Annotated in this window: 30 protein-coding genes and 1 riboswitch; of the genes, 17 read left to right on the top strand and 13 right to left on the bottom strand. The window is 42.3% G+C overall.

The annotated features are described in order from the left end of the window. Positions 1-46 precede the first annotated feature (46 nt). The 3 genes from groES (at position 47) to HNR41_RS11130 (ending at position 3,537) form a co-directional block, all read left to right on the top strand. The gene (gene groES, locus HNR41_RS11140) at positions 47-331 is read left to right on the top strand and encodes a co-chaperone GroES (RefSeq protein ID WP_184284673.1); all 285 of its coding nucleotides are present in this window, start codon (positions 47-49) and stop codon (positions 329-331) included. A gap of 39 nt (positions 332-370) precedes the next feature. Further along, entirely contained in the window at positions 371-1,996 is a 1,626-nt protein-coding gene (gene groL, locus HNR41_RS11135; RefSeq protein WP_184284672.1) for a chaperonin GroEL, read from the top strand. Between the two features lie 272 nt (positions 1,997-2,268). Beyond that, positions 2,269-3,537 (top strand): RidA family protein, encoded by a 1,269-nt coding sequence (locus HNR41_RS11130; RefSeq protein ID WP_184284671.1) that lies wholly within the window; start codon positions 2,269-2,271, stop codon positions 3,535-3,537. Positions 3,538-3,585: 48 nt separating this feature from the next. On the opposite strand, the gene HNR41_RS11125 is transcribed toward HNR41_RS11130, so the two are convergent. The 3 genes from HNR41_RS11125 to HNR41_RS11115 form a co-directional block, all read right to left on the bottom strand. Beyond that, positions 3,586-4,035 (bottom strand): QueT transporter family protein, encoded by a 450-nt coding sequence (locus HNR41_RS11125; protein WP_229714998.1) that lies wholly within the window; start codon positions 4,033-4,035, stop codon positions 3,586-3,588. An 8-nt stretch (positions 4,036-4,043) separates the two neighbouring features. Further along, positions 4,044-4,087: riboswitch (PreQ1 riboswitch) on the bottom strand. Then, entirely contained in the window at positions 4,086-4,859 is a 774-nt protein-coding gene (locus HNR41_RS11120) for an NRDE family protein (RefSeq protein ID WP_184284670.1), read from the bottom strand. Its footprint overlaps the riboswitch before it by 2 nt. Next, positions 4,846-5,523 (bottom strand): RluA family pseudouridine synthase, encoded by a 678-nt coding sequence (locus HNR41_RS11115; RefSeq protein ID WP_184284669.1) that lies wholly within the window; start codon positions 5,521-5,523, stop codon positions 4,846-4,848. The genes HNR41_RS11120 and HNR41_RS11115 overlap by 14 nt, the downstream gene beginning before the upstream one ends. 131 nt (positions 5,524-5,654) lie before the next feature. Here HNR41_RS11115 and HNR41_RS11110 point away from each other — a divergent pair, with 131 nt between their 5' ends. Next, entirely contained in the window at positions 5,655-7,097 is a 1,443-nt protein-coding gene (locus HNR41_RS11110) for a phospholipase D family protein (protein ID WP_184284668.1), read from the top strand. A gap of 113 nt (positions 7,098-7,210) precedes the next feature. Here HNR41_RS11110 and HNR41_RS11105 read toward each other — a convergent pair whose 3' ends face one another. Together HNR41_RS11105 and HNR41_RS11100 are read right to left on the bottom strand one after the other, a co-directional pair. Further along, positions 7,211-7,756 carry a cysteine hydrolase family protein gene (locus HNR41_RS11105; RefSeq protein WP_184284667.1) on the bottom strand — a complete coding sequence of 182 codons (546 nt, stop codon included), beginning with the start codon at positions 7,754-7,756 and terminating at the stop codon, positions 7,211-7,213. Between the two features lie 54 nt (positions 7,757-7,810). Further along, positions 7,811-8,701 carry a fructose bisphosphate aldolase gene (locus HNR41_RS11100; RefSeq protein WP_184284666.1) on the bottom strand — a complete coding sequence of 297 codons (891 nt, stop codon included), beginning with the start codon at positions 8,699-8,701 and terminating at the stop codon, positions 7,811-7,813. A 152-nt stretch (positions 8,702-8,853) separates the two neighbouring features. Here HNR41_RS11100 and HNR41_RS11095 point away from each other — a divergent pair, with 152 nt between their 5' ends. After that, positions 8,854-9,792: an aldo/keto reductase gene (locus tag HNR41_RS11095; RefSeq protein ID WP_184284665.1), complete on the top strand. Its 939-nt coding sequence runs from the start codon at positions 8,854-8,856 to the stop codon at positions 9,790-9,792. 46 nt (positions 9,793-9,838) lie between these two features. On the opposite strand, the gene HNR41_RS11310 is transcribed toward HNR41_RS11095, so the two are convergent. From HNR41_RS11310 to HNR41_RS11080, 4 genes are read right to left on the bottom strand one after another with little or no spacing between them, the layout of a single operon-like run. Then, positions 9,839-9,991, bottom strand: a complete 153-nt coding sequence (locus HNR41_RS11310) for a hypothetical protein (protein WP_186100388.1) — start codon at positions 9,989-9,991, stop codon at positions 9,839-9,841. A 51-nt stretch (positions 9,992-10,042) separates the two neighbouring features. After that, entirely contained in the window at positions 10,043-11,173 is a 1,131-nt protein-coding gene (locus tag HNR41_RS11090) for an ABC transporter permease (RefSeq protein ID WP_184284664.1), read from the bottom strand. After that, complete coding sequence (locus tag HNR41_RS11085) at positions 11,160-12,212, bottom strand: ABC transporter permease (protein WP_184284663.1); 1,053 nt, start codon at positions 12,210-12,212, stop codon at positions 11,160-11,162. Before HNR41_RS11085 ends, HNR41_RS11090 begins: the two co-directional genes overlap by 14 nt. Further along, positions 12,212-13,141 carry an ABC transporter ATP-binding protein gene (locus HNR41_RS11080; protein ID WP_184284662.1) on the bottom strand — a complete coding sequence of 310 codons (930 nt, stop codon included), beginning with the start codon at positions 13,139-13,141 and terminating at the stop codon, positions 12,212-12,214. The genes HNR41_RS11085 and HNR41_RS11080 overlap by 1 nt, the downstream gene beginning before the upstream one ends. A 114-nt stretch (positions 13,142-13,255) precedes the next feature. Here HNR41_RS11080 and HNR41_RS11075 point away from each other — a divergent pair, with 114 nt between their 5' ends. From HNR41_RS11075 to rbsK, 6 genes are all read left to right on the top strand, one after another. Next, a complete protein-coding gene (locus HNR41_RS11075; RefSeq protein WP_184284661.1) occupies positions 13,256-14,314 on the top strand; it encodes a sensor histidine kinase in 1,059 nt (352 codons plus the stop codon). Further along, positions 14,295-14,894, top strand: coding sequence for a response regulator (locus tag HNR41_RS11070; protein WP_184284659.1), 600 nt, complete (start codon positions 14,295-14,297; stop codon positions 14,892-14,894). Before HNR41_RS11075 ends, HNR41_RS11070 begins: the two co-directional genes overlap by 20 nt. Before the next feature lie 15 nt (positions 14,895-14,909). Beyond that, positions 14,910-15,404: a GNAT family N-acetyltransferase gene (locus tag HNR41_RS11065; RefSeq protein ID WP_184284657.1), complete on the top strand. Its 495-nt coding sequence runs from the start codon at positions 14,910-14,912 to the stop codon at positions 15,402-15,404. A gap of 78 nt (positions 15,405-15,482) precedes the next feature. Further along, the gene (locus tag HNR41_RS11060; RefSeq protein ID WP_184284655.1) at positions 15,483-16,418 is read left to right on the top strand and encodes a nucleoside hydrolase; all 936 of its coding nucleotides are present in this window, start codon (positions 15,483-15,485) and stop codon (positions 16,416-16,418) included. 1 nt (position 16,419) lies between these two features. Beyond that, positions 16,420-17,358 carry a nucleoside hydrolase gene (locus HNR41_RS11055; protein ID WP_184284653.1) on the top strand — a complete coding sequence of 313 codons (939 nt, stop codon included), beginning with the start codon at positions 16,420-16,422 and terminating at the stop codon, positions 17,356-17,358. Positions 17,359-17,376: 18 nt separating this feature from the next. Next, positions 17,377-18,261: a ribokinase gene (gene rbsK, locus HNR41_RS11050; protein ID WP_184284652.1), complete on the top strand. Its 885-nt coding sequence runs from the start codon at positions 17,377-17,379 to the stop codon at positions 18,259-18,261. 85 nt (positions 18,262-18,346) lie between these two features. On the opposite strand, the gene HNR41_RS11045 is transcribed toward rbsK, so the two are convergent. From HNR41_RS11045 to HNR41_RS11030, 4 genes are all read right to left on the bottom strand, one after another. Beyond that, positions 18,347-18,871 (bottom strand): hypothetical protein, encoded by a 525-nt coding sequence (locus HNR41_RS11045; RefSeq protein WP_184284650.1) that lies wholly within the window; start codon positions 18,869-18,871, stop codon positions 18,347-18,349. A gap of 134 nt (positions 18,872-19,005) precedes the next feature. Then, entirely contained in the window at positions 19,006-19,470 is a 465-nt protein-coding gene (locus HNR41_RS11040) for an S-ribosylhomocysteine lyase (RefSeq protein ID WP_184284648.1), read from the bottom strand. Between the two features lie 107 nt (positions 19,471-19,577). After that, positions 19,578-20,870 carry a nucleobase:cation symporter-2 family protein gene (locus tag HNR41_RS11035; protein ID WP_184284646.1) on the bottom strand — a complete coding sequence of 431 codons (1,293 nt, stop codon included), beginning with the start codon at positions 20,868-20,870 and terminating at the stop codon, positions 19,578-19,580. Beyond that, a complete protein-coding gene (locus HNR41_RS11030; RefSeq protein WP_184284644.1) occupies positions 20,870-21,451 on the bottom strand; it encodes a xanthine phosphoribosyltransferase in 582 nt (193 codons plus the stop codon). The genes HNR41_RS11035 and HNR41_RS11030 overlap by 1 nt, the downstream gene beginning before the upstream one ends. 205 nt (positions 21,452-21,656) lie before the next feature. Here HNR41_RS11030 and HNR41_RS11025 point away from each other — a divergent pair, with 205 nt between their 5' ends. The 6 genes from HNR41_RS11025 to HNR41_RS11000 all read left to right on the top strand — a co-directional run bounded on the left by HNR41_RS11025 (position 21,657) and on the right by HNR41_RS11000 (position 26,325). Next, positions 21,657-22,394 carry a GntR family transcriptional regulator gene (locus HNR41_RS11025; protein WP_184284643.1) on the top strand — a complete coding sequence of 246 codons (738 nt, stop codon included), beginning with the start codon at positions 21,657-21,659 and terminating at the stop codon, positions 22,392-22,394. A 183-nt stretch (positions 22,395-22,577) separates the two neighbouring features. Then, entirely contained in the window at positions 22,578-22,997 is a 420-nt protein-coding gene (locus HNR41_RS11020; RefSeq protein WP_184284641.1) for a phosphonate C-P lyase system protein PhnG, read from the top strand. Positions 22,998-23,007: 10 nt separating this feature from the next. Next, complete coding sequence (gene phnH, locus HNR41_RS11015) at positions 23,008-23,568, top strand: phosphonate C-P lyase system protein PhnH (protein WP_184284639.1); 561 nt, start codon at positions 23,008-23,010, stop codon at positions 23,566-23,568. Beyond that, entirely contained in the window at positions 23,569-24,648 is a 1,080-nt protein-coding gene (locus HNR41_RS11010) for a carbon-phosphorus lyase complex subunit PhnI (protein ID WP_184284637.1), read from the top strand. It begins immediately after the preceding gene. Beyond that, positions 24,645-25,496: an alpha-D-ribose 1-methylphosphonate 5-phosphate C-P-lyase PhnJ gene (locus tag HNR41_RS11005; RefSeq protein ID WP_184284635.1), complete on the top strand. Its 852-nt coding sequence runs from the start codon at positions 24,645-24,647 to the stop codon at positions 25,494-25,496. The genes HNR41_RS11010 and HNR41_RS11005 overlap by 4 nt, the downstream gene beginning before the upstream one ends. Then, complete coding sequence (locus HNR41_RS11000) at positions 25,483-26,325, top strand: ATP-binding cassette domain-containing protein (RefSeq protein WP_184284633.1); 843 nt, start codon at positions 25,483-25,485, stop codon at positions 26,323-26,325. Before HNR41_RS11005 ends, HNR41_RS11000 begins: the two co-directional genes overlap by 14 nt.

Raw genomic sequence — 26,325 nt, 5'->3', positions numbered from 1 at the left:
TGCAGTTAATTTTAATAAATTTATGATTAATAAGGAGGGCATTTCCGTGTTAAAACCTATTGGAAATCGAGTAGTAGTGGATATTTCAGAAAAAGAAGAAACAACAAAAAGCGGTATCATTTTAACTGATTCTGCTAAAGAAAAACCGCAGGAAGGCACAGTAGTCGCAGTCGGTTCAGGACGTATACTTGAAAATGGTACAAAAGTGGAACTTGAAGTTAAAGAAGGCGACAAAGTTGTTTATGCCAAATTTGCAGGGACAGAAGTCCAGCATGGAGATAATGACTATTTAATTCTCTCTGAATCAGAAATTTTAGCAGTAATTGAATAATATAAACATCGCATATAATTCACTTTGGGAGGCAATATAATGGCTAAAGAATTAAAATTTTCAGAAGATGCACGTCAGTCAATGCTGGCTGGTGTGGACAAATTAGCTAATGCTGTAAAAGTAACATTAGGACCAAAAGGACGTAATGTCGTTTTGGATAAAGCATTCTCATCACCGTTAATTACTAACGACGGTGTAACAATTGCAAAAGAAATCGAACTTGAAGATAAGTACGAAAACATGGGTGCAAAACTGGTAGCAGAAGTTGCGAACCAGACTAATGAAATTGCCGGGGACGGTACGACAACAGCAACAGTACTTGCTCAGGCAATGATCCAGGAAGGTCTTAAAAACGTAACGAGCGGTGCGAACCCTGTCGGCATACGTACTGGTATCGGCATGGCTGTGGAACGCGCTGTTGAAGCATTGCAGGAAGTTTCAAAACCTGTTCAGGATAAAGAATCAATTTCACAGGTTGGTGCAATTTCTGCAAACGATCCTGAAATCGGTGAATTTATTTCAGAAGCTATGGAAAAAGTCGGCAATGACGGTGTCATTACGATTGAAGAATCACGCGGCTTTAAAACTGAACTTGAAGTAGTAGAAGGAATGCAGTTCGACCGCGGCTACCTGTCACCTTACATGGTAACTGATTCAGAGAAAATGATTGCTGAACTCGACAATCCGTACGTATTAATTACGGACAAAAAGATTTCAAGCATTCAGGATCTTGTACCGTTACTTGAGCAGATTGTTCAGCAGTCACGTCCAATCTTAATTATTGCAGATGACGTTGACGGTGATGCAATGACCAACCTTGTATTAAACAAAATCCGCGGAACATTTAATGTAATCGCAGTAAAAGCACCGGGCTTCGGTGACCGTCGTAAAGCAATGCTTGAAGATATTGCGACATTAACAGGCGGACAGGTGATTACTGATGAGCTTGGTCTTGAACTTAAAGATGCAACAGTTGATCTTTTAGGTAACGCGAGCAAAGTTCACGTATCTAAAGATGATACGACTATCGTTGAAGGTGCCGGGGACAAAGAAGCTATCTCAGCACGTGTGAATCAGATTAAAGCACAGCTTGAAGAAACGACTTCAAGTTTCGATAAAGAAAAATTACAGGAACGCTTAGCTAAATTAGCTGGCGGAGTTGCAGTACTTAAAGTCGGTGCAGCAACAGAAACTGAAATGAAAGAACGCAAGCTTCGTATCGAAGATGCATTGAACTCTACGCGTGCTGCAGTAGAAGAAGGTATTGTAGCAGGCGGGGGAACTGCACTTGTAGAAGTGTACTCTAAAGTTGCAGAACTTGAAGCGGAAGGCGATGTGAAGACTGGTATCAGCATCGTACTGAAAGCACTTGAAGCTCCATTACGCCAGATTGTTGAAAATGCGGGCCAGGAAGGTTCGGTAATAGTTTCCCAGCTGAAACATCAGAAGCCGGGTATTGGTTATAACGCTGATACTGCTGAGTGGGTAAACATGATTGATGCAGGTATCGTGGATCCGACTAAAGTAACGCGCTCAGCACTGCAAAATGCAGGTTCTGTAGCAGCAATGTTCTTAACAACTGAAGCGGTAGTTGCAGACATTCCTGAAGAAAACGGCGGCCCTGATATGGGCGGCATGGGCGGCGGAATGCCGGGCATGATGTAATAATAGTTAATCTATTTCGAATTTAATAGGTGTTAAGATAAGGTCTTTCATAAGGTTATCCAACCTTGGGAAGACCTTTTTAAAACTCTATTATTGTAGGAAGTAATAAAATGAACAGATGAAAATGTGTTATATGACAATTCTATTTATTTGTTCCTGATGTAAGGTGGATAATGAAGTATATATTTTATAACTTTCAGCAGTAGGCTAAGCCATAAATTCTGCTAATTATATGTTTCAAATAAACCTAACTTTAAAGGAGTATACTATTTATGAGTGAATATAATGCAGTATCAGCAACGAATACAAAAAACGCGCCGAAATTTGACCAGTCATCACAATCAGCGGCTTTTTCCCACTACAATAACCTTTCAGCACAGCTTCCAATAGATCCTGCAACAGGAAAATTAGTTGAAGGCGGAATTAAAGCACAGGCTGAACAGAACTTTAAAAATATTGAAGCGGTACTTGAGAGTGTTGGTCACGTAATGAGCGACATCGTCAGAATTTCTGTTTTTGTTAAAGATATCCAGGATGTTGACGCTGTGGATGAAGTTTACAAAACTTTCTTCCCGACGTATGTACCTGCACGCACAACAGTTGCTGCTGCGTTACCGATGGATGCTTTAGTGCAGGTGGAAGCACTTGTATCACACGGCGAAGGAACAATTCCAGATGCACCGCAGGCAGGAGATTTAATTAAACTGTCAAACAACACATCTGCTGCACCTGTGAGCAATTTATCATCACAGACAGTTGCATTCTCACACTACAACAACATCACAGCTCAACTGCCGATCGATCCTGCAACAGGCAGAATCGTTACTGGCGGAATTAAAGCGGAAACTGTACAGAGCCTGAAAAACATTAAAGCTATTTTATCAGGTATCGACGTACCATTCGATGACATCGTTAAAATTAATATTTTCGTTAAAGACCTTAAAGATATGGATGCAGTAAACGAAGTTTACTCAACATTCTTCCCGGATTCTTCAATCGCAAGAACTGTCGGTTATGTACCTGCACGTACTGTAATCCAGGCTGAAGATCTGCAGATGGGTGCTTCAGTACAAATCGAAGCAGTAGTATCACACGGAGACGGTACGCCGCCACAGGCTATCGAAGACAGACACGGTATTGTAATCAAAGCACACAACACAGAAAATGCACCGGTTGACAGCTTATCTACACAAACTGTAGCATTCTCACACTACAACCACCTGTCAGCTCAGCTGCCAATTGATCCTGCAACTGGTAAATTAGTTGAAGGCGGAATTAAAGAACAGACTCAACAGGTTTTAACTAACATTAAAGCGGTTATCGAAAGCGTTGACCACGTAATGGAAGATATGGTTAAAGTAAATATCTTCGTTAAAGACCTTGCAGATATGGATGCAGTAAACGAAGTTTACGCAACATTCTTCCCGGAAGGCACGCCTGCAAGAAGAGTAGTCGGCGTTTCAGCTTTACAGGAAGATGCTTTAATTCAGATTGACGCAATTGCAGGAAATGCTGAAGGTACACCACCTGAATTTAAATAATAATTATGATATAAAAAATACGCCTCCGCTAATGCGGGGGCGTATTTTTTATTCCGGCAATATTTTATGGCCGATCTTTTTAAATATAAACGTACCGATAAATGTAGTAATCAGCGTTGACAGTCCAACTGTTGCTGCACTGAACCAGTACGGCAGGCCGAGTACTAAATACAGCGCCAGACCGACGAACAGGCCTGCAAGCACGCTGTACTGCAATGCATTGACCCAGACGTTTTTTATAAAGTAACTTAATGAATAAGCGATAACCGATATAGTTACGCCGACGATGACGTCGATTAAGCCGAGGCTTGAGAAAATATTTGCGATTCCGACTCCAAGAATCATACCTGCGATATATTTGCGGTTGAAAAATGGAATGACACAGAGCATTTCACTTATTCTGAACTGAATAGCTCCTGTGCCAATCGGATTGATAACAGTAAGAGCGACATAAACTGCCGCCAAGACACCGTTAATCGCCATGTCTCTAATGTTCATATTGCGTCTTCTCCTTAGTTTTTTTGACAGGGAGTTTGCGAACCTGTTTTTTATTTATTGACTGATATCGTTTCTGTTATTTCACCGGTTTCAACACCGTTTTTAAACGTGCGTTCAATCAGTGTAATATTATTCTGACGGTCGACAAGCACGACAGTGGAACATCGTGTGCCGTAATCAAAATCCGGAATGTCGATAAACAGCGGTGATAATTTCTTTTCCAGCCCGGCATCAACACCGGTCTGCTGCACAATATCATCTGCTGCTTTCGTATCAATACGGAGCAGGCTGAATAATGCATCGATATCTATGTCGTCTTCCGATATAACTTTATCCAGCTGTTCTTTTCCGATAACGACTTTAGGCCACGGTGTATCGAGGTACTCATTCGATAAACCGTGTGTACCGTCAGTAACCCGTGAGATTTTGTTATCGTAATTGTTCATATAGTAAAGTTCATCCGGAGTGCCTGTAAGCAGATTAAATCCGGCATAATCACTGCTGTGACCTGCCAGAGCAGTTAAATACTCCTTTGGACTTTTTTCTGAAAGCAGATAGTTAACGACGAGTTCACCGCGCGACTTTTTAGCTTCCGCCGTCATTTCCTCAGGTGTGCGGATATTAGTCAATGCACTTATTTTACCTGATTTTGATACTGCGAGCCAGGTGCCTTGTGCTTTTAAATCGCGGCCGCCTAAAATATTCGGATGATCTTCCCAATAATGCACAGGTGCAGTGGGGCGTGAATAGAATTCATCGCGATTTGCTGCGATAATCATTTTATATTTATCATGCGAACCGATATTAAAATTAATAAGACACATTAAAATCACTCCACGGGAATGTTTCCGGCGGATTGCAGTGTACTTCCACGTACTCATCTTTCGTAGGATGTTTAATGCGCAGGTAAGTTGAGTAAAGTGCAATCTGCTGACCGACTTTAGCATTCTTGTTATATTTCTGATCGCCGAACAGCGGGTGTCCGAAATGCGACAGCTGAACACGGATCTGGTGTGAACGTCCTGTGTGAAGGTTAACTTTTACAAGTGAATACCTGCTGTTTTCTCCAACTGTTTCATAATCCAGTTTGGCCATTTTTGAACCGCGGTGGTTTTTATGAACGACTTTCGAGATGTTTTTCTTCGCGTCTTTAAATAAGTGGTTCGTTAAAGTACCCTTTTTCTGGTCGAGGTGATTCTCGACTACAGCGTGATACTGGCGGTCAAAGTTTTGCAGTCTGACTTCGTTTGACAGTCTGGCCGCCGCTTTCGAAGTTTTCGCAAATACTACAGCGCCGCCGACGGGACGGTCAAGTCTGTGAACCAGCCCTAAATAAACCGCACCGGGTTTATTGTATTTCTCTTTAATATATTCCTTTAACATAGTTAATAAGTCTTTATCTTCTGAACTGTCTTCCTGGACAGGGATGTTAACCGGCTTATCGACAATGAGTAAATGGTTATCTTCGTACAATACATTAATATTCACACATTTCACTCCTTAAAATTCGTAAGTTATATTATACCATTTTTACTGCAAATATCTTATCACTTTCGTAAAGTTTCTTTGATAGAATAGAGATGAGTGTAAATTAATACTATTAATTACAGAGGTGAATAATGAAAAAACGATATTTTGTCCTGATCATTTTGGCAGCTTTAATACTTATACCTTTCGTTGTCTCCGGTGTGCGTTACTTTATGCCGGTACCCGCTGGTGTATCGTTCGAGTCTGAAGAATACCAGACAGATGATGCAACGTTTTTATACGACCTTACATATACAAATAATGATGATGCAATTACACAGGAACAGGAAATCTTTGAAGAAGTGTATACGATGATTGGTGAAGCAGAAGAGTTTTTAGTTATAGATATGTTTTTATTTAATGATGACTACAATCATGAAACGCTTGATTTTCCGCCATTGTCCCAAAACTTAACGGATAAACTGACAGCTAAAAAATCTGAAAATCCGGATATGGAGATTATTTTCATAACAGACGGAATTAATACATTCTATGATACATACATGCCGCCACATATTAATGAGCTGAAGAAAGCAGGCATAGAAGTTATATTTACGGATCTGTCTAAACTTCGTGATTCGAATCCGCTGTACTCCGGATTTTACAGAACTTATTTCCAATGGTTCGGAACTTCTGAAGACCAGTGGATGATAAATGCTCTAAGACCGCAGGGTCCGGAAGTTAATATCCGTTCATACTTAACGATGCTGAACTTTAAGGCCAACCACAGAAAGCTGATTATCAATGAAAAAAACGGTCTCGTAATGTCGGCGAATCCGCATGATGCAAGTGTGCATCATTCGAACATTGCAATGAAGCTGAATGGAGATATTCTTTACGATCTGCTGCAGAGTGAACGTGCAGTCGTAAATTTCAGCGGCGGTAATACACGTGTATTCAGCGACTTTGCCGATAAACTCCCTGAGAAAACTGAAGACGATGAAGGACAGTATACGGTACAGCTGATTACAGAAGGAAAAATTAAAGATAATATTCTTGAGATGGTTAACGCCGCAGAAGAAGGCGATAAACTCAGTGTCGGATTATTTTACCTGTCCGACAGAGATATCGTCGAAGCATTTAAAGCAGCGCTTGACCGCAATGTCGAAATGAATATGATTCTTGATATTAACCAGGATGCATTCGGTAATGAGAAAAACGGAGTGCCGAACAGACCGGTTGCGGATGAATTGACGACGCATGACAATCCGGCAAATATCCGCTGGTATAAATCGGGCGGGGAACAGTATCATGCGAAATTTATTATGCTGGAAGCAGAAGGTGAAGTGATCTTTAACGGCGGCTCCGCAAACTTTACGAGACGTAATCTTGAAAACTATAATCTTGAAACAAACGTGCTGGTTACCGCACCGGCGGACAGTGATTTTGCAGGAGAGATTACAGAGTACTTCAACAGACTCTGGACAAATGAAGACGCGGATTATACGCTGGATTATGAAGAAGAAGCGGAAGAATCCTTAATGAAAACAATTCTGTACAGAGTACAGGAAGCAACAGGATTATCGACGTTTTAAAACAGGACAGGCGCTCCGGGCGGAGTGCCTGTCTTTTTGTCTGCTCCGCAATGAGCTTTCTCTATTCCTCTCCAAATACAAAAACCGGGACAAAATGTCCCGGCTTCAGTAAATTATATTATTTCAGCGCCCAGCGAATTTTTAAAGTGCTGGAGTGCGGTTTCATGTGCATCGAGGTTAAAGCTTGAGACTCCGTCTTTATGAATGACGATATCAAAGCCTTTGTTGTATGCATCAATTGCAGTATGAAGTATACAAATATCGGTACATACACCGACTAAGTGAATTTCAGTAATGCCCCGTGCTCTCAAACGCTGTTCAACGTCCGTACCTGCAAAAGCGGAGTAGCGTGTTTTATCTGTGTAATAAATATTTTTCTTATCCTTGTTTTCCTGATACAGCGATTCAAGTTCCCCGTACAAATCCCGGCCGCTTGTACCGACAATGTTATGCGGCGGGAACAGTTTTGCTTCAGGATGATACTTATCATCTTCTTCATGAGCGTCAATCGCAAATATCGTGTAATCCCCATTAACGATAAATTCACGGGTAACGTTCAGGATATAATCGTGAAGCTGCTGTGCAGGTTCTCCTGCAGTCAGTTTACCGTCTGCTGCGACAAAGTCATAAGTATAGTCGATATTAAGTAAAGCTTTCATAAAAAGTTCCCCCTTAGAAAAAAGACAATGGCATGCCATTGTCTTTTGTATTGATTATTTTTTATTTACTGATGCGTCATAGATAGAATCGATTGCTTCTGATAATTTACCGTCAAACTCTTCAGCAGACTGTGCTGCGTTTAAATCGCTTGAAAGTGCACGTGAGAAGCTCGCGATGATACCTTCGTTTTGTTTTAATAAGTTGTTTGCTTCAGTTCTCGTGTATCCGCCTGAAAGCGCCACTACGCGAATCACGTTAGGGTGATCAACAAGTTCTTTGTACAGGTTGGGTACAGTAGGAATTGTAAGTTTAAGCATTACAAGTTCATCTTCAGCAAGGCCGTTTAATTCTTCAAGAATTGCATCTCTTAAAATTTCTTCGATTTGCTCTTTGTCTTCAGCATTAATATTTACTTCAGGCTCGATAATCGGTACAAGTCCTGCAGCGATGATTTGCTTACCAACTTCAAACTGCTGTTCAACAACTGCAACGATTCCTTCTTTGTTAGCTGAAAGAACGTTGGAGCGCATTTTCGTTCCGAAGATGTGACGATCGTTTGCACGTGCTAATAAATCCTCAAGATCCGGCATAGGTTTCATCAGCTGAACACCGTTTTCTTCATCAGCAAGTCCTTTGTCGACTTTCAGGAATGGCACGATACCTTTATCAGCTAAATAGTCACCAGTGTACTGGCCTTCTACTTCACGGTCCATTGTCTGTTCAAAAAGAATGGCACCGAGAACTTTGTCAGAAGTGAATGAAGGTGAAGTTACGATACGTGAACGCATTTCATGTACCAGATCGAACATCTCGTCTTCATTAGTATACTGATCTTCGTTAACACCATATGCTTTTAAAGCTTTCGGTGTACTTCCGCCACTCTGGTCAAGTGCGGCAATAAAACCATTACCCTGTTTTACTTTTTCAAGTTGCTCCTGATTCATTAAAAAACACTCCTTAAATAGTTTTCCACACTCCTCTAGTATCCTAAAAAAAGCGCTTTACTGCAAGGCTTTATGCATAATACGTTGATATGTTTGACAGATTGATGAAAAGGAAAGATATTTAATGTGTCTAATATCAGGAGGTATGCAAAATGACAGATTTAGTTGAACTGGGGAAATCGGGAATTATAGTACATCCAATCGCTCTCGGCGCAAATTTCGTCGGCGGTTATAATTTATATGGTGACGTAAATGAAGAAGAGGGCAGACAGACTGTAAGAGATGCGATTGAGGCAGGCGTGACAATGCTGGATACGGCATTTAGTTACGGTCCGAAACGTTCAGAAGAATTAATCGGCGAAGTGCTGAAAGAATATAAAAGAAAAGATGTTGTGATTGCAACGAAAGCTGCACAGCGTGAGCTTGAAAATGGCGATATGATTATCGATAACTCACCGGAGTTTTTAAAGCAGTCAGTGGAAGATGCACTGGAAAGACTTCAGACGGATTATATAGACTTGTTCTACATTCACAAACCGGATGAAAAGACACCGAAAGATGAAGCGGTACAGGCGCTCTATGAAATGAAAGCGCAGGGTAAAATTAAAGCAATCGGTGTATCGAATTTTACAGTCGAACAGCTGGCAGAAGCGAATAAGAATAATCATGTTGATGTTATTCAGAATGAATATAACCTGCTTAACCGCGAAGCGGAAAAAGAGATGCTGGATTACACTGCAGCAAATAAAATTACGTTTATTCCATTCTATCCATTAGCTGCGGGACTTCTAGCAGGGAAGTACGATGAGAATACTAAATTTGAAGATCTGCGTTCGAAACTGGCATTTTATCAGGAAGACCAGTTTAAAGAGAACATTCAGAAGGTGGATAAACTGAAAGAACTTGCGAAGAAATATGATGAAGAAGTCGCTCAGCTTGTACTTGCATTTTATTTAACGAGGCCATCAATCGACGTCATTATCCCGGGTGCGAAAAAAGGTGAGCAGATAAAAGCGAATATGCGTGCTGCTGATATTGATCTCGATCCGGAAGATATTGAATATATCGATGAAATTTTTAAAGTGAATTAATAAAAAATCGGTTAGGCGCATAAATCCATGCGCCTAACCGGTTTTTTTATTTGTCTTTGTAAAGAATCAGTACTGCAAATACGCTGCCCACACTGAATTTAATATCCGTTACTTCAATATACTGATTTTCGTAAAAGAATTCTGCAATTTTCTTATCGAGTCCTTTTTCCGTCATGGCGGAAAGTGTTTTTGTTTTCACGGCTGTTCCATCCTTTCAGTAATATCATTAACTTCATTATATATCTGTTCGTTACAATTGTGTACTTTTACGCTGATTACTGAAGATGATGCCGATAATCATAAAGACGATTGTGTACAGCACGAGAATACCGATTGATAATGCTGAATCGCTCCATGTGATATCGCTCGATGCATAAATCTGCGTGTAGTGATACAGCGGCAGAAACTCTGCGACGCGCTGTGCGCCGTCTCCGAACAGTTCAATTGGGATAAAGATACCTGACAGAAATGCCAGCCCGAGCGTAACCAGGTTCGCGATACCATTGACGATAAAACGATTTGTCGTCAGCGCATTAATCGCATACTGGAGAGCAAGCGTGAAGGCCATAATCAGTACCATCGCGACAAATATATGAGCGAGCGGTATCCCTTCGAGACGGTCGTAATATAAGCCGATCAGACCAAAGAACATCACGAGCACTGCGAAAATACCAACCAGCGACTGTGCGCTTAATATCTGAACTGCACCAGAAGTTGATGATACCGGTGCTGCGATAATTCGTTTCTGAAGCTCCGGTTTATTGTACTCAGACATCAGGTTGCCGACTGACAGCATAATGAACAGCATGAGCCAGTATGCAGCGAAGTTAGAATAGGCTGCAGCATTTTCAAAGTTTTCCTCACTTGCAATCACTGTATCGCTGTTCAGTTCAACATCGACTTTATTGTCCAGTGCCGATTGCAATGTGTCTTTATCGAGTGCGCCGGCGTCGTTAAACTGAGCGTTGGCGAACATCAGAAATTTTGAAACCTCGGTCTCCAGCTGGAAACTGGCTGCAGCACGTTCATCAGTAATGATTTCAACAGCCGGTTCTCCGTTTTTAACATGAGTGTCAAAGTTATCGGGAATAATCACAGCACCGTGAATCTCCATCAGAAAAACCTGTTCTTCAAGTACTTTACGGGACACATCATCCCGCACTGTAGCTTCATGCGAGCTGCTTAAATATTCGATCAGCGCTTCTGATGATTCTGAGCCCGATTCATCGACGACAGTAATGCCGAGTGTCTCACTTTCAAACGTTTCGGTGCCGCCGAATAAACTGAACATTGCTGCGATTAAGAAAAACACCAGAGCGAGCGGTATAATCATCCATTTAAACTTCCAGAAGTGGAGGAGTATTATTTTAAAGATTGTCATATTGTTTCCTCCTCAAAGCGATTAATGTAATGAAGAAACTTACAAACGTAATGCCGAGCAGGAAGAGAATCGTTGTCCAGTACCCGTCGAAGCTGTCCATAAGATTTACACGGTAAATTGTATCTGTAATATGAGCCAATGGATTGAACTCATTGATGAACGGCATTTCTCTGTTAACCACCGTTCTGAGACCGGGTCCCATTAAACCTGCAAGAAATGCGAGGCCGACGATAAATATTACCGGAACGACGGATTTTACATTTATATTAACTCTCGGTGTCAGTCCGATAATAAATCCTAGGCCAAGTCCCGCGATATTGCCGGCAAGTATAATGCCGAGCGTCGGCAGCAGGCGGTTGAACAGCACGGACTCGTTAAAGATCATTAAATAGCCGATTAACAGACTGTTCGAAAACAGTCCGAGCAGCAGTCCTGCTGCAGAACTTGCCAGAATATATTTTGATTTACTGAATGGACTGGCAGAGAATCTGGCACCCATCGTACTTAAATTCGGACGCATCGATGAAATAAGCTCCATACTTGTAAACACTGTATAAAGAGAAACCATGGCAATTGTTGAGTAGTACATAATGACCTGCGGTTCAGTTTCCATATCTTCAGTCTGAATAAAGTCTGTATCAAAATTAAAGTTTTCAGGTGATACTCCAAGAGCTGAAGTCTGGCGAATCTGATTCATGACTGATTCCAGCACGGATTGCTGGAATCCGCTGTTTTGCACAATCAGGCTGCCGTCTTCTGTAATGTATCCCGTCACGTTTTCTTCAGCCAGTTCAGCTCTTGCGGTACTGTCGCTCATTTCATGAACATTGATAAAATCAATTTCTTCAAGAATTATGCTGTATTCGTTATCCCCGGAAACCGCAACATCGATATCGGACATATCTTCTCCGCCGATGTTCGAAGTTGTCGCCATAAATATTGTGACTAAAACGATGGGATAACCGATTGTCCAAAAGAGAAAGCCAAAATCCTTAAAGTTAATGATGAGTAAATAATAGGTGAGACGTAAAAAGTTCATCAGTCCCTCAGCTCCTTGCCTGTCAGTTCCAGGAAGATACTGCTCAGCGACGGCTGCTCACTCGCGATTTCTGTATAAGTCAGCGAATGGTCTTCGATAAAACGGATCAGATTGGCTAAGTTGTTATGGTGTTTTTCGAATTGAATGTTATACCTGTCTCCGGTTTTAACGACCTGATTAACATGAGGAAGCTGTTTCAGCCGCTCAGTCAGTGCGTCATCTCCGGAAATGAATTTAACGGTAATGCTTTCCGTCGTTGAAATTGATTTCTGCAGCTCGTCGAGCGTGCCGTTTGCGACATTGCGCCCGTTGTCCATAATGACGAATGAATCACATAAATCTTCAGCTTCTTCCAGGTAGTGTGTCGTATAAACAACAGTCGTGCCCCGGTCTTTCATTTTCTTAACGCCTTCGAGAATAAAGTTTCTGCTTTGCGCATCCACTGCGACTGTCGGTTCATCGAGAAAAAGAATTTCCGGTTTATGTGCGATGCCGCAGGCGATGTTCAGTCTTCTTTTAAGACCGCCGCTCAGCTGTTTAGGCACAAATTTTCTGTATTTCTCAAGGCCGACAAATTCAATTGCTTCGTCGACCAGCTGTTTACGTTCTGCTTTGTTTGTTATATACAGTCCGCAGTAAAAATCAATGTTTTCAACGACGTTCAGCTTATCGAAAATAGCGAGTTCCTGCGGTACGATACCGATGCGGCGCTTAATTTTATTGTTGTTCGGGCTGACAGTATCGCCGAATAATTCAATCGTTCCCTGATCGAATTTCAGCAGTGAAAGCATACAGTTGATTGCTGTCGTTTTACCGCATCCGTTAGGGCCGAGCAGGCCGATAATTTCGTTTCGGCCGGCCCGGAAAGAGAAATGGTCCAGTGCGATAACGTCTTTGTACCTTTTAACTACCTTGTCCATTGCAATCATATTATTGCCCCCTGTACTATATTGGTTAACTTAAGTTTATAATATAAGTAAACGTACCGTTAGTGTCCGGGGTCATGAATCACAGTGACAATTGTCATAATATGAGGTGAAGCGATGTCAAACATGTATGAGAAAATTATGATATTCACAATACTTGCAGCATTTTACCTGATAACTGCGGATGAAAGCCATGTGACAGTTATACTGATTGCTTTTATCGCATCGTTCAGTATCGACGTTATCAGCCGAAAATATATGCTGGCTGTTACAGCAGTCTTGTTTGCAGCACTGCCTTTTATCGATATTAATTTTTTGTATTTCTATCCGCTGTTTGGACACATACTGTATAAGCATTTTCAGATGTACGGCATTATTACGCTGATACCAATACTGATGTTCCAGCAATGGGAGCTGCTTGTTTTGAGCATCGTGATTTTTTATCTGACAATCCTGTCTGAAAAGCTGTCGGCATCAAAACAGCTGAACAGGGAAATGCGCGATCAGCTGACAGAAGATAATATGCGCCTGAAAGCCCAAAGGAACGAGCTGATGAAGAGTCACGAGAAAGATATTTACATGGCGGAGCTGAATGAAAGAAATCGAATTGCACGGGATATGCACGATGCGCTCGGCCATTCACTGTCGAGCAGTATTCTGCTGATTGAATCGCTGCAGTATGTAAAAGATGAAGATAAACTGCGTGAATCGTTAACGCAGCTGCAGACGAGACTGAAATCGGGCATGGACGATGTCCGTCACAGTATTCATAATTTATATGACACATCCATCGATCTTGAAGCGAGAATTGAAAACTATATGTCAGAAATGAAAAGTTATCATGGAGAATTTATTTATGATGTGAAGCTGACACTGACTCGCGAACAGAAAATTGATCTGCTGTCGCTGGTCAGGGAGGCTTTGACAAACATCAAAAAACATTCAAATGCAGAAACATATCAAATTATTATAAAAGAACACCCCAGATTTTTAGCACTGACAGTTAAAGATGATGGGACGGCAGCAGGGCAGTTCAACAGGGGAATGGGACTGCAGTCGATGACAGAGGTTGTACAAAAATACGGCGGTGTACTGAATACTTTTAAAGACGAAGGATTTATCGTACACGCAATATTTTATAAGGAAGGACTGGAAAATGAGAATAATTATAGTTGATGACGATCCGCTTGTAGTATCCGCACTGACGACGATAGTGGAAAACTCGGATTACGAAGTTGCAGCAACGGGAGCGAACGGTTTTGATGCTGTTAAACTTTACAGTGAGTTCAAGCCGGATTTGTTAATGACAGATATCAGAATGCGTGAGAAATCCGGACTTGAAGCGAGCGGGGAAATACTTAAAGAACACCCGGATGCAAAGATTCTGCTGATTACAACATTTAAAGATGATGAGTATATTCACGAAGCATTGAACACAGGCTGCAGAGGATATCTTTTAAAAGATAATCTGTCAGGTATTATACCGGCAGTTGAAGCGGTACTGTCCGGCAACATGGTGTTCGACAGCAACATTGTAAAAAGCATGTCTGCACATTCTGCGCACAGGGATTTTTCAGACCTGTCGACACGGGAGCAGGATATTATCGAACTGGTTGCAGAAGGATATAACAACAAAGAAATCGCCGGTTCATTGTATCTGAGCGAAGGGACGGTCAGAAACTATATATCCCAAATGCTGACGAAACTGGACTTAAGAGACCGGACGCAGCTGGCCGTATACTACTATAAAAAATAATAAGGAGAGAGTCTGATGAAACTCGTAATCCGAAAACCTGAAGTCCGGGATGCAGAACGTATTTCTGTTATTTGCAGCACGGGCTGGCGTGAGACTGTTGAAGGGCAACTGAGTAAGACGTTTCAGCAGCAGACGGTAAACTACTGGTACAGTTCTGAGAAAATCATTCAGGATATTAAGAAGGGCAGCTACTCTTTTGTCGCTGAAACAGAAGGCACGGTTGCCGGTGTCATCGGCGGTGGAATGACGGGTGGCAGGAGTGCCGAAGTGTATGTATTATATATTGATAAAAAATACAGGTATCATGGAATTGGCAAAGCATTATTACATAAATTAACTGAACATCATCAGCGTAAAGGTGCAAAAAAGCAATGGGTTTCCGTGCAGGAGAATAATGAGCTTGGAATGCCGTTTTATAAGGCGCGGGGTTTTGTTCAGCAGTCGGTAAAGAAAACGAAAAGTGCGGCAGGCGAAGTGCAGGTGTCTTTAAGAATGAAGAGAGATATTTAACCGTATGCAGTCTTTCTGTAAAATTAAAGCGGCTCATGAGATAATTATTTTAAGAACGATGAATGGAGTGTTTTACTGATGAGAAATGTTATTTTGGATTGTGATCCCGGACATGATGATGCGATATCGATAATTATTGCGGCTTCAGGTGTCGGTGATTTAAATATTTTAGGAATTACGACCGTTGCAGGCAACGTCGAAGTTGAGAAAAATACAATTAATACATTAAAAATCTGTGAACTGCTTGGACTGGATGTACCTGTTGTTCAGGGCGCCAGACGACCGTTAGTAAAGGAAAGTGAAATTGCACCTGAAATCCATGGAGAAACAGGCATGGACGGCCCGGTGCTTCCGGACCCGCAGATGCAGGTTACCGGCGGGCATGCGGTTGATTTTATTATTGAACAGGTTATGAACTCGAGCGGTCCTGTAACACTTGTACCGACAGGACCGTTAACAAATATCGCGATGGCTTTAATTAAAGAACCGAGAATTATAGAAAATATTGATGAAATAGTTTTAATGGGGGGCGGCACATTCGGCAACTGGACACCGGCAGCCGAGTTCAATATTTTTGTCGATGCAGAAGCGGCAAAAGTTGTGTATGAGAGCAATGTGCCTGTTACGATGTTCGGTCTTGATGTAACGCATCAGGTCATTGCAACTGACGATATTATTGAACGTGTAAGTAAAATCGACAACAGGATTGCGGTATTCGTTAAAGAGTTATTAATCTTCTTCGGAGAAACATACAAAAATCATTTCGGCTTTAACGGCGGACCGATTCACGATGCATGTACGACAATGTATCTGTTAAAACCGGAACTGTTCAAGACGGAATACTTAAATGTCACTGTCGAGACGAAAGGCGAGTATTCATACGGCATGACTGTAATTGATACATTAAGTGTAACGGGCAGAGAGCCGAATACGAATGTCGCACTTGGTGTAAACCAGGATGGGTTCTGGATATTGTTCGAAGAAATTCTGAAGTCATTTGACGGAGGTCAGTAATATGAGGAAAAGAAATATATGGATTGACTGCGACCCGGGTATCGATGACGCGATAGCACTTGCAGCAGCTGCTGCAAGCACAGATGTATTGAACATCCATGGTATTTCTACAGTAGCAGGAAATCAGACGATTGAACGCGTGACGAACAACGCGCTTTTGCTGAGTTCTTTCTTAAACATGAATGTGCCTGTCGTCAGAGGAGCAGAAGGTCCGTTAACGAGAGCGAAAGAAGATGCAGGACATGTCCACGGTGAAACAGGTCTCGGCAACACTGTACTGGCTAAAACATCAAAGCAGGCTGAATCGGGGAACCCGTTCCAGATTATCAGGGATCATATTATGACTCTTCCTGAAGATGAAAAAATGACACTTGTACCGGTCGGCCCGCTGACGAATATTGCACTGCTTTTAAAAGTGTTTCCGGAAGTGTCGGAACGCATAGAAGAAATCGTGTTAATGGGCGGCGGTACATTCGGCAACAGAACACCGACAGCCGAATTCAACATCTGGGGAGATCCTGAAGCGGCAAAAATAGTTTTTGATTCAGGATTGCCGATTGTGATGTGCGGTCTGGATGTCACGCATAAGAGCGGACTTAACAGACCACAGGTTGAAGCGCTGTTTAACAGCGTAGGTGAAGTTCAGAAAGCATTCGGCGAAATGCTGAAGTTCTACTTTGACTCACCGGCATATATTAACAGCGAACTGGTGCATATACACGACGCTGTCGCAGTCATTTATCTTACTGATCCTGAGATTTTTAAAGGGATGCAGGTCAGCGTGGATGTAGACTGTACAGATGATATTAACCGCGGCATGACCGTGTGTGATGTGCGTAAAACAGCACCTGAAGCGGGGCGTAATGTGAACCTGCTTAACGATATTGATTTAACGGCATTTCAAAACATACTGCTTGAGAAACTCGGCAGTTTACAGTAATTTCTGGAGGTATAACAGATGAGTAAGCCTAAGGTAACAATAGTGGGCAGTTTAAATATGGATTTAGTTGTTACAGCAGAACGCCATCCTAAAATCGGTGAGACACTGACGGGTGAAAAATTTACGACACTGTGCGGCGGTAAAGGTGCAAACCAGGCAGTCGCAGCAGCAAGACTCGGCTGTAATGTGACGTTTATCGGGAGAGTAGGAAATGATGCATTTGGCATTGAGATGGTTGAAAGCCTGAAGAGTGAAGGTGTGAACGTCAGCAACATTGAAATGATTGACGACGTGGAAAGCGGCATTGCGATGATTACCGTGAATCCGCTGGATAATACGATTATCGTTGTTCCCGGGGCGAATGCTCATGTTACGAAGGAAGTAATCGATAAACACCGTGAGGCGATTTTGGACAGTGAAGTTGTAGTTACACAGCTGGAAATTCCGATGGATACAGTCGATTACGTGGCACAGGTATGCGGTGAAAATAATATTGAGCTGGTCGTTAACCCGGCGCCGGCACAAAAGCTGACGGACAATATTATTAATTACAGTACATACATTACGCCGAATCAGATTGAACTGACACAGCTTGCAGAGGCACATCCTGAGCTTTTAAAAGACCACATCGATAAATTTGTTGTAACGAGCGGAAGCAAAGGCTGTTATTATACAGTCGATGCCTACCGTGTTGATGTTCCGACGATGAAAGCAGAAGTTGTTGATACGACAGGAGCAGGAGACTGCTTCAACGGCGCATTTGTCAGCTATATTGCAAGGGGCAAAGACCTGCAGGAAAGCTGTCACTTCGCGAACACTGCGGCATCATTGAGCGTTGAAAAATTCGGTGCACAGCACGCGATGCCGACAATTGATCAGGTACTGGAAAGAATGAATCAGTAAATAAAAACTGAAAGCAGACTGTGAAAAGAGATTTTAACTAAAATATAAAAGTTCCCCGGCGAAGATGCCGGGGAACTTTTTGCTGTTAAATGATTGATGAGAATAATGATGTCGGGATAATAATAATCCACGGTGCCATTAATAATGCAGAGATCATGCTGGATTTGGCAATCTGTTTTTCATCCAGACCGAATTTCGAATAGATTTTCCCAGTCAGTTTAAACTGTACTAAAATAATAACTGCAAATAAAATAAGGACAAAAATTATACTGTAAATACTGTTGAACGGATTTGCGAGAATTCCTTCGAAAAACGCAACAATCCAGTCAGGTGTGGCATTACTGATTTCCTTAACATCATCAAATGATGTTGGATTACTTCTGAACAGGGGATCGATATACAGTGCTGCATACATAATTCCAACAGCGGCGAGATGAAGACCGATATCCGTCAGCCAGATTTTCCAGGAAGCCTTAACAGTAATTTCCTTGCGGCTATATTTTTTATCGAGCGGCAGATAAATCGCGAACCAGTCGATTAACATTTTTAACGGTATTATCATAAAAACTGCAGGTGGAATTAACCACATCAGCCATACCGGCATAATCATTAAGAAAACCTCTTTCTCATTTATGTGTATTATCCTGTATATTTTACGCCTAACAGCGGGTGATGTAAATTGAAATGGAAAACTCAGGCTGGTACAAAAAAAGACCACTCGTAGGAGTGGCCCGGATTAAAAAACTATTCAGCGAATACTGTACTCCATGTGCTGCGGTCTTCGAGCATCTTACGCGCGATTTCCTTAGCACCTTCTAAACTGTGGCTCGCTGCCCAGCCGCATTGTACTTCGTTACATGCCGGAACTTCTGTCGCTGCAAGAACATCATTTAAAGTTTTCTCCATAACATCTTCAATGCCGGCTTTATCGTCGTCATTTAATACAGACAGATAAAAACCAGTCTGGCATCCCATCGGGCTTAAGTCGACAACGCGCTCGTGGTGGTTACGGATATTTTCAGCCATCAGGTGTTCAATTGAGTGAAGTGCAGGCATATCCATATGCTCTTTGTTCGGCTGGCAGAAACGGATATCGAACTTATAAATCGTATCTCCGTGCTCGCCTTCGTTTGTCCCTGCAAGTCTGATATAAGGTGCAGCAACTTTTGTGTGATCCAGGTTAAAACTTTCAACGTTCATCTTTTTCATATATGGACACTCCCTAAATTGTTTGGTCTTATTTATCTTATTACAGTTTGAAGTTGAATGGCAACCGGAAGAGACTGAGCGCACCGGCGTGTCCGGTGCGCGGGCTTCTATATATTTCTCGGATCAATAATCGATTTGAAGTTGAATACCGCATTGAGGATGATTGCTGTCAGACTCCCCATTACAATTCCGCTTGATGTGACAACCGACAGGCTTTCAGGCAGTGCACTAAACAGTTCAGGAACTACTGTAACACCAAGCCCCATCGCTACTGAAATCGCCACGACAACCATATTTTCCTGTTTGTTTAAATCGACATGTGACAGCATTTTTATTCCTGCACTGATTACCATACCGAACATCGCAAGCATTGCACCGCCGAGTACAGGACCCGGGATAGCTAATGTTGCTGCCCCGATTTTCGGCATAAGTCCAAGTATAATCAGCATGGATCCCGCAATGTAAATAATTTTATTTCTGCGGACACCTGATATTTGAATCAGTCCGACGTTTTGAGAAAATGTAGTGTAAGGGAAAGCGTTAACGAGTCCGCCCAGAATTATCGCAATACCTTCTGCACGGTAACCGCGTTTTAAATCTTCGCCTTTAATTTTCTTCTCAGTAATATCTCCAAGTGCAAAATATACACCTGTTGATTCAACAAGACTCACTACTGCAACGAGTGTCATCGTTAAAATTGGAACGAGATGAAACTCAGGTGTACCGAAGTAGAAAACTTGCGGCAGGTGCAGCCATGATGCCTCTGCTACCGGGGTAAAATCAACACGTCCGAAAAACGCACCGATAATTGTACCGATAATAATACCTGTTAATATCGCAATAGATCCAAAGAACCCTTTAGCGAATTTTAAAATGATTAAAATAATAATTAATGTAGAAAAACCGAGGAACAAGTTAAGCGGTGAACCGAAATCTTCGGCGCCCTGACCGCCTGCCAGGTCATTAATCGCGACAGGAATAAGTGTAATTCCTATGACTGTAACGACAGTACCGGTCACAATCGGCGGGAAAAATCGTATCAGTTTACTGAAAAATGAAGCAATCAGTACGACGATTAATCCTGAAACTAAAATTGAACCGTAAACGGATTGAATACTGTAGGTGTTTGCAATGTTGATTATCGGTCCGACGGCGGTAAACGTACATCCAAGAACGACGGGCAATCCGATGCCGGAGAACTTATTCTTCCAAACCTGCAGTATTGTTGCCACACCGCACATCATAATATCGATAGCGATTAAGTATGTAAGCTGTGCGGGTGTCAGTCCGATTGCATTCCCGACGATGAGCGGCACGATTACGGCGCCGGCATACATTGCCAGTACATGCTGCAGACCGAGTGAAAAGTCTTTTGCATTGGACGGGTTATGTTCCTGCATTATTCCGTATCCTCTGCGAAAGTAATTGTGCCGTCTGTTAATGACTTGATGCGTGCAAGAGATTCCACGCGGTAGTTCCTGTTTTTAAGAATTGACGCACCGCTCTGGAATGATTTCTCAATCACGATACCAAGTCCGGCAACGTTTGCTTCAGCCTGTTCAACGATACTGATCAGTGCGCCGGCAGCTTCGCCGTTTGCAAGGAAGTCATCGATAATTAAAATATTGTCACCAGGCTGGATGAACTGGTTTGAAACACTGATCATGTTCGTTTCCTGCTTAGTATACGAAAAGACTTGTGCAGATAATAAATCATTAGTAAAAGTCAGTGATTTTCTTTTGCGTGCGAATACTGCAGGGACGTTAAAGTTCAATGCAGTCATGACTGCAGGTGCAATACCTGAAGATTCCAAAGTCAGTACTTTTGTAATCTTGTCATCTTTAAATCTCGCATGGAATTCTTTACCGATTTCGACCATTAATTCAGGGTCAATCTGATGATTTAAAAATTTATCTACTTTTAATACGTTATCGGAAAGTGCGATACCTTCTGATAAAATTTTATTTTTTAACAAGTCCATTATGAGTGCTCCTTTTATTATGTAAGTTTGTGAATGTATTTATATTAACAGAATTTACGAACTTAGCAATGATATTTTTTAATTAAGTTCTTAAAAACCGCTTACAAAGTGTAATATATTAATAAACGTTCGGTTATTGTAATTGTTAGTATGGAATTCGGCATGTGTGTATAATAAATTTATCGTGTTATAAGGAGAATTAATCATGTCCCTGGATAGTAATGTAATAACTAAAGAAACTTTAATCAGAAGTAAAGTTCACGAAATGATACTGCATGGCGTACTGTGTCCCGGCGATAAACTGCCGAGCGAGAATGAACTGGCAGAGCTGTATAATGCGAAGCGGATCGATGCACGCAATGCACTCGTTCAGCTTGAAAAGATGGGGATTGTATATGGCAGGCAGGGGGTAGGGCGTTTTGTAAATGAGCCGCTGCCGGCTGTAGAGTTTTTAATTACGGGAACGACGAGTTTTTCGGAGAAGATGAAGGAACAGGGCATCCCGTATAAAAGCCGTGTAATTTATGCGGATTATGCAGACGATAAGGAACAGGCAAAGTATCGCGGATTACTTGGTGCGGATGATGTGAAGATATTTAAAGTATCACGCTTAAGAATAGTAAATGAAATGCCGTGTGCGATTCATATTTCATATATCCGTGAAGACCTGTTCCCTCATATATATGAGGATAAAGAAAATCTGACATCGGTGTATACGTATTTTAAAGCTGCAGGATATGAACAGTTAAGAAGTAAGGACCGCACACTGTCAGCTCAATTCCCGACACTTGAAGAAATGAAGCTGCTGCAGTGCAGTGAACTGGTGCCGCTGCTCGTCTTTGAAACGGACACATACGATAAGGAAACGAATGACTGTCTTGAAAGAGTGAAAATATTATACAGAAGCGATTTGTTTAAACATCAGCTGTCAGATGAAAACTAGACCGGAACTTTATGTTCCGGTTTTTTTTATTTTGGCGGACGAAGATCGTTGCAAATCAGTCATTCCTAAGCTCTCTTAACAAATGCCAAACATTCATCAACTCAACATTTACATACCTTTACCAACACTTAATCATACTGGACTTGGCAACAAGTTAGGATTAAGTCATAAGGAGGTTGTGACATGCACAGAAAAGAATGGACACGCATTTTCACGAAGTACGGCAGATCCGAGGCTCTCGATTTCTATAACAGGTTTAAAGGGTCACTCGAGTTCGATATCATCAGCGAGCCTGAAGAAGGTCTCGTTATGGTGAAGACGAGAGAGCATGCCAGAAATACTTTATTTTACATGGGTGAGGTGCTTGTGACCGAATCTAAAATAAGACATGGCTCAACTGTAGGACTCGGTCTCGTCAAAGGAACTGACCCCGGGCTGTCAGAGGCGATGGCTTTTATCGACTTAAGTTTTAAACTGGATAAATTTACAGCGGAGTTAAATGACATTTTAAAATCGCTGAAAGATATTGAAGCAAAATCAATCGCAGGTCGCACAGAGAAGATTTTACAGACTAAAGTCAGTTTCGACATGATGAACGACTAGGAGGATTCCGGTGAAAACAATCGTACATACAACACAGCAGGTATACCGTCAGCTCATTAACGCATCGAGCCGTCCCGGTCATACCGAGAATATTTCTGAAGAGGTTAAAAATTATTCGGATTTCAGTGACGCAGCACTGCTTGCAGCAATGACGCTGTTTGATAATGAAATATCATTTTTCTCAAAAGATAAAACGATGAGAAAAGAATTAAAGGTCTTAACAGGCGGCATTCCCAACAAAGATCATACGACTGCTGATTTTATCATTTCAAAAGCAGCGGATTTAAAAAAGAAATACTTCAGAGAAGTGATGAAGGGGATCTTAATTTCTCCTGAAAAATCGGCAACGCTGATTATCGATTTAAACAGTATCGGCGAAGGCACTGAGTACAGTTTGACAGGTCCCGGTATTAAGGATGAAACAAATATTAAACTGTCACTCGACAGCAGCTGGATGGAACTCCGCAATGAAGTATGCAAAGAGTTTCCGTTAGGCATCGACCTGGTTCTGACTGATAAACAAAATAACCTGGTAATTATCCCGAGAACGACGAAAGCGGAGGTGAAGTAGATGGGTTACGTTGCGGTTAAAGGCGGCGCGCATGCGATTAACAACTCGGTCATATTATATAAAAACAGAAGACTCGAAAACGGTGCGGATATTGAAGTCGAAAGCATTAAAACGAATATGCGCCAGCTGATCAATCAGGTGATGAGTGAAGCAAGTTTTTACGACAGAGATACAGCGGCACTCGCGATTAAGCAGGCGGAAGGCAATATGGAAGAAGCGGTATTCCTGATGCGTGCCCATCGTTCGACGCTTCCGAGATTGTATTACTCAACAGTGACGGACACGCGTGAAATGTTCGTTGAACGCAGAGTCTCTGCAAGTTTTAAAGATATTCCGGGCGGACAGATTTTAGGAGCTTCACCCGACTTTACACACCGTCTGCTGGACGATGCTTTAAAAGAATCTGCAGACGGACCGAAGGAAACGATTGAGTATAAAGAAGTGCCGTTCAATTACGAACTCGATAAACTGCCGAAAGTCATCGATTATCTCGAAGGTGAAGGATTGTTCGTAAGAGAGGAAGAAAATAACGATGAGCCGGATGATATTACGAAGAAGGCAATCGAATATCCAAGTACGAGAAGCCAGCGTCTGCAGGCACTGACGCGCGGACAGACAGGTGCTGTTACTTCGCTCGGTTATGCAGAAATCCGCGGGTACGGTATATCGGCTCATCCGAACATCGGGGAATGCCGCGTCGGCCAGCAGCCTGTGCACATTGATCCGGACGACGATTACGGCGAGTATTTTATCGGTGATTTTGAAGTTACTGAAATCGATGCATTTATGCCGGACCTCGATGAAGATGATTCAGATGCAGGCGATAAAGATCTCATGATTAAAATCGGCTACGGTCTTGTCTTCGGGCAGAATGAAACAAAAGCAATCGCAATGAGCGTGCTGGATTACAGTCTAGAACATCCGGTGCCGGGTGTAGCAACAAGTGACGATGAGTTCGTTCTTTATCATATCGACTCAGTTGAATCGACAGGATTCATTTCGCACTTGAAACTGCCGCACTACGTAACATTCCAGTCGAAACTCGACCGTATGCGTCAAAGTAAGGGGGAACAGGAGTGAGCCAGAACTTCGCATTTTTAGATGAACATTCAAAAAAAGAAATCCGAAGAAAAACTTTAAAAGCAATTGCTGTTCCAGGATATCAGGTACCATTCGCATCACGTGAACTGCCGATTGCACGAGGCTGGGGAACCGGCGGACTGCAGCTGACACTGTCACTGATAGGCAGAGAAGACATACTGAAAGTCATTGACCAGGGCTCGGATGAGTCGGTCAACGCGGTGAATATAAGAAATCTCGTACAAAATACAACAGGTGTTGCCGAGACAATCCATACATCGGAAGCGACACTCATTCAGTCGCGTCACAGAATTCCTGAAGTGCCGCTGAAACCGTTCCAGATTTTAGTACTGCAGGTGCCGCAGCCGGAGCCGTTAAGAGCTGTTGAATCGAGTGAAAGAAAAACAAAAATGCTGCACGGGGATAAGGAATACAGCGGCGCGTTTATAAAACTGTTCGAACAGATTATGAAGTTCGGTCACATTACGGATGATGCAGACTATCCGGTTATGGTAAACGACCGTTACGTTATGGCGCCGAGTCCGATTCCGCGATTTGATAATCCGAAGATGAATTACAATGAAGGGCTTATTCTTCTGGGGGCCGGCCGCGAGAAGAAAATTCACGCAGTACCACCGTATACGAAAGTGGAATCGCTGGCATTTGAGGACTATCCGTTTGAAGTGGAAGACTTCGACGATAAAGTCTGCCGCGAATCCGGATTGTCAGGAGTTTACATGGATGAGCTGCAGGACGAAAAAACAGGAGAAACATATTACGTTACAAATGATACAAGCTACATGCTTGAGAAGCTGAACGAGGAGGCTGTACAACATGCCGGCAAATGACGATGTAGTGCTGTCGATCAGAGATTTATCGAAACAATTCGGCCGCGGCTGTGAATATTGCAGCGATGAGAATTATGAACTGCAGAAAAATATGTGTCCGCACTGCCATACGGTATATGCCGTCAGAAATACTTCATTTGATTTATATAAAGGAGAAATTCTCGGGATTGTCGGCGAAAGCGGCAGCGGTAAAAGTACTTTAATGAAGATGCTGTATTTCGATCAGGACGCAACATCCGGCAATTATAATCTGCCGGAAGACCTGACTGTGAAAGGCAATGTCTTTAACGTCTCGAGCCAGAAGAAAAGACAGATCAGAAACGAGCAGCTCGGAATGGTGTATCAGAATCCGATACTCGGACTGAAGATGGACTTTTCGTCGGTGACAAACATTGCCGAGAAACTGATTGCGAGCGGCAACCGCAACGTCGGCGAGATGACGGACCGTGCAGATCACTTTTTGGAGAAAGTAAATATTGCACTGAACCGTAAATATGAAGCGCCGAAAAACTTTTCGGGCGGTATGCAGCAGCGTGTGCAGATTGCGAAAGCACTGTCGAACTACCCGCCGATTTTACTTCTTGATGAAGTAACGACCGGCCTCGATTTATCAGTGCAGGCAGATGTACTGGAACTCATTAAAGAAATCCAGCGGGATATGGGCGTCAGCATGATTGTCGTATCCCATGACCTTGCGATTATCCGGATGCTCTGCGACCGCACGATGGTAATGCTGGACGGCGAAGTGATAGAACACGGTATTACCGATCAGATACTGGAAGACCCGCAGCACAAATATACACAGCAGCTTGTGTATTCAATTTTATAA

It is taken from the genome of Jeotgalicoccus coquinae (assembly GCF_014207425.1).
Classification (GTDB): Bacteria; Bacillota; Bacilli; order Staphylococcales; family Salinicoccaceae; genus Jeotgalicoccus; species Jeotgalicoccus coquinae.
This window is presented reverse-complemented; position numbering and strand designations above follow the sequence as displayed.

Excerpts from the sequence above, each read along its gene's own strand:
- groL (WP_184284672.1), top strand. The coding sequence starts at position 371 with ATGGCTAAAGAATTAAAATTTTCAGAAGATGCACGTCAGTCAATGCTG.
- HNR41_RS11130 (WP_184284671.1), top strand. The coding sequence starts at position 2,269 with ATGAGTGAATATAATGCAGTATCAGCAACGAATACAAAAAACGCGCCG.
- HNR41_RS11125 (WP_229714998.1), bottom strand. The coding sequence starts at position 4,035 with ATGAACATTAGAGACATGGCGATTAACGGTGTCTTGGCGGCAGTTTAT.
- HNR41_RS11120 (WP_184284670.1), bottom strand. The coding sequence starts at position 4,859 with ATGTGTCTTATTAATTTTAATATCGGTTCGCATGATAAATATAAAATG.
- HNR41_RS11110 (WP_184284668.1), top strand. The coding sequence starts at position 5,655 with ATGAAAAAACGATATTTTGTCCTGATCATTTTGGCAGCTTTAATACTT.
- HNR41_RS11105 (WP_184284667.1), bottom strand. The coding sequence starts at position 7,756 with ATGAAAGCTTTACTTAATATCGACTATACTTATGACTTTGTCGCAGCA.
- HNR41_RS11100 (WP_184284666.1), bottom strand. The coding sequence starts at position 8,701 with ATGAATCAGGAGCAACTTGAAAAAGTAAAACAGGGTAATGGTTTTATT.
- HNR41_RS11095 (WP_184284665.1), top strand. The coding sequence starts at position 8,854 with ATGACAGATTTAGTTGAACTGGGGAAATCGGGAATTATAGTACATCCA.
- HNR41_RS11090 (WP_184284664.1), bottom strand. The coding sequence starts at position 11,173 with ATGACAATCTTTAAAATAATACTCCTCCACTTCTGGAAGTTTAAATGG.
- HNR41_RS11085 (WP_184284663.1), bottom strand. The coding sequence starts at position 12,212 with ATGAACTTTTTACGTCTCACCTATTATTTACTCATCATTAACTTTAAG.
- HNR41_RS11080 (WP_184284662.1), bottom strand. The coding sequence starts at position 13,141 with ATGATTGCAATGGACAAGGTAGTTAAAAGGTACAAAGACGTTATCGCA.
- HNR41_RS11075 (WP_184284661.1), top strand. The coding sequence starts at position 13,256 with ATGTCAAACATGTATGAGAAAATTATGATATTCACAATACTTGCAGCA.
- HNR41_RS11070 (WP_184284659.1), top strand. The coding sequence starts at position 14,295 with ATGAGAATAATTATAGTTGATGACGATCCGCTTGTAGTATCCGCACTG.
- HNR41_RS11065 (WP_184284657.1), top strand. The coding sequence starts at position 14,910 with ATGAAACTCGTAATCCGAAAACCTGAAGTCCGGGATGCAGAACGTATT.
- HNR41_RS11060 (WP_184284655.1), top strand. The coding sequence starts at position 15,483 with ATGAGAAATGTTATTTTGGATTGTGATCCCGGACATGATGATGCGATA.
- HNR41_RS11055 (WP_184284653.1), top strand. The coding sequence starts at position 16,420 with ATGAGGAAAAGAAATATATGGATTGACTGCGACCCGGGTATCGATGAC.
- rbsK (WP_184284652.1), top strand. The coding sequence starts at position 17,377 with ATGAGTAAGCCTAAGGTAACAATAGTGGGCAGTTTAAATATGGATTTA.
- HNR41_RS11045 (WP_184284650.1), bottom strand. The coding sequence starts at position 18,871 with ATGATTATGCCGGTATGGCTGATGTGGTTAATTCCACCTGCAGTTTTT.
- HNR41_RS11040 (WP_184284648.1), bottom strand. The coding sequence starts at position 19,470 with ATGAAAAAGATGAACGTTGAAAGTTTTAACCTGGATCACACAAAAGTT.
- HNR41_RS11035 (WP_184284646.1), bottom strand. The coding sequence starts at position 20,870 with ATGCAGGAACATAACCCGTCCAATGCAAAAGACTTTTCACTCGGTCTG.
- HNR41_RS11030 (WP_184284644.1), bottom strand. The coding sequence starts at position 21,451 with ATGGACTTGTTAAAAAATAAAATTTTATCAGAAGGTATCGCACTTTCC.
- HNR41_RS11025 (WP_184284643.1), top strand. The coding sequence starts at position 21,657 with ATGTCCCTGGATAGTAATGTAATAACTAAAGAAACTTTAATCAGAAGT.
- HNR41_RS11020 (WP_184284641.1), top strand. The coding sequence starts at position 22,578 with ATGCACAGAAAAGAATGGACACGCATTTTCACGAAGTACGGCAGATCC.
- HNR41_RS11010 (WP_184284637.1), top strand. The coding sequence starts at position 23,569 with ATGGGTTACGTTGCGGTTAAAGGCGGCGCGCATGCGATTAACAACTCG.
- HNR41_RS11000 (WP_184284633.1), top strand. The coding sequence starts at position 25,483 with ATGCCGGCAAATGACGATGTAGTGCTGTCGATCAGAGATTTATCGAAA.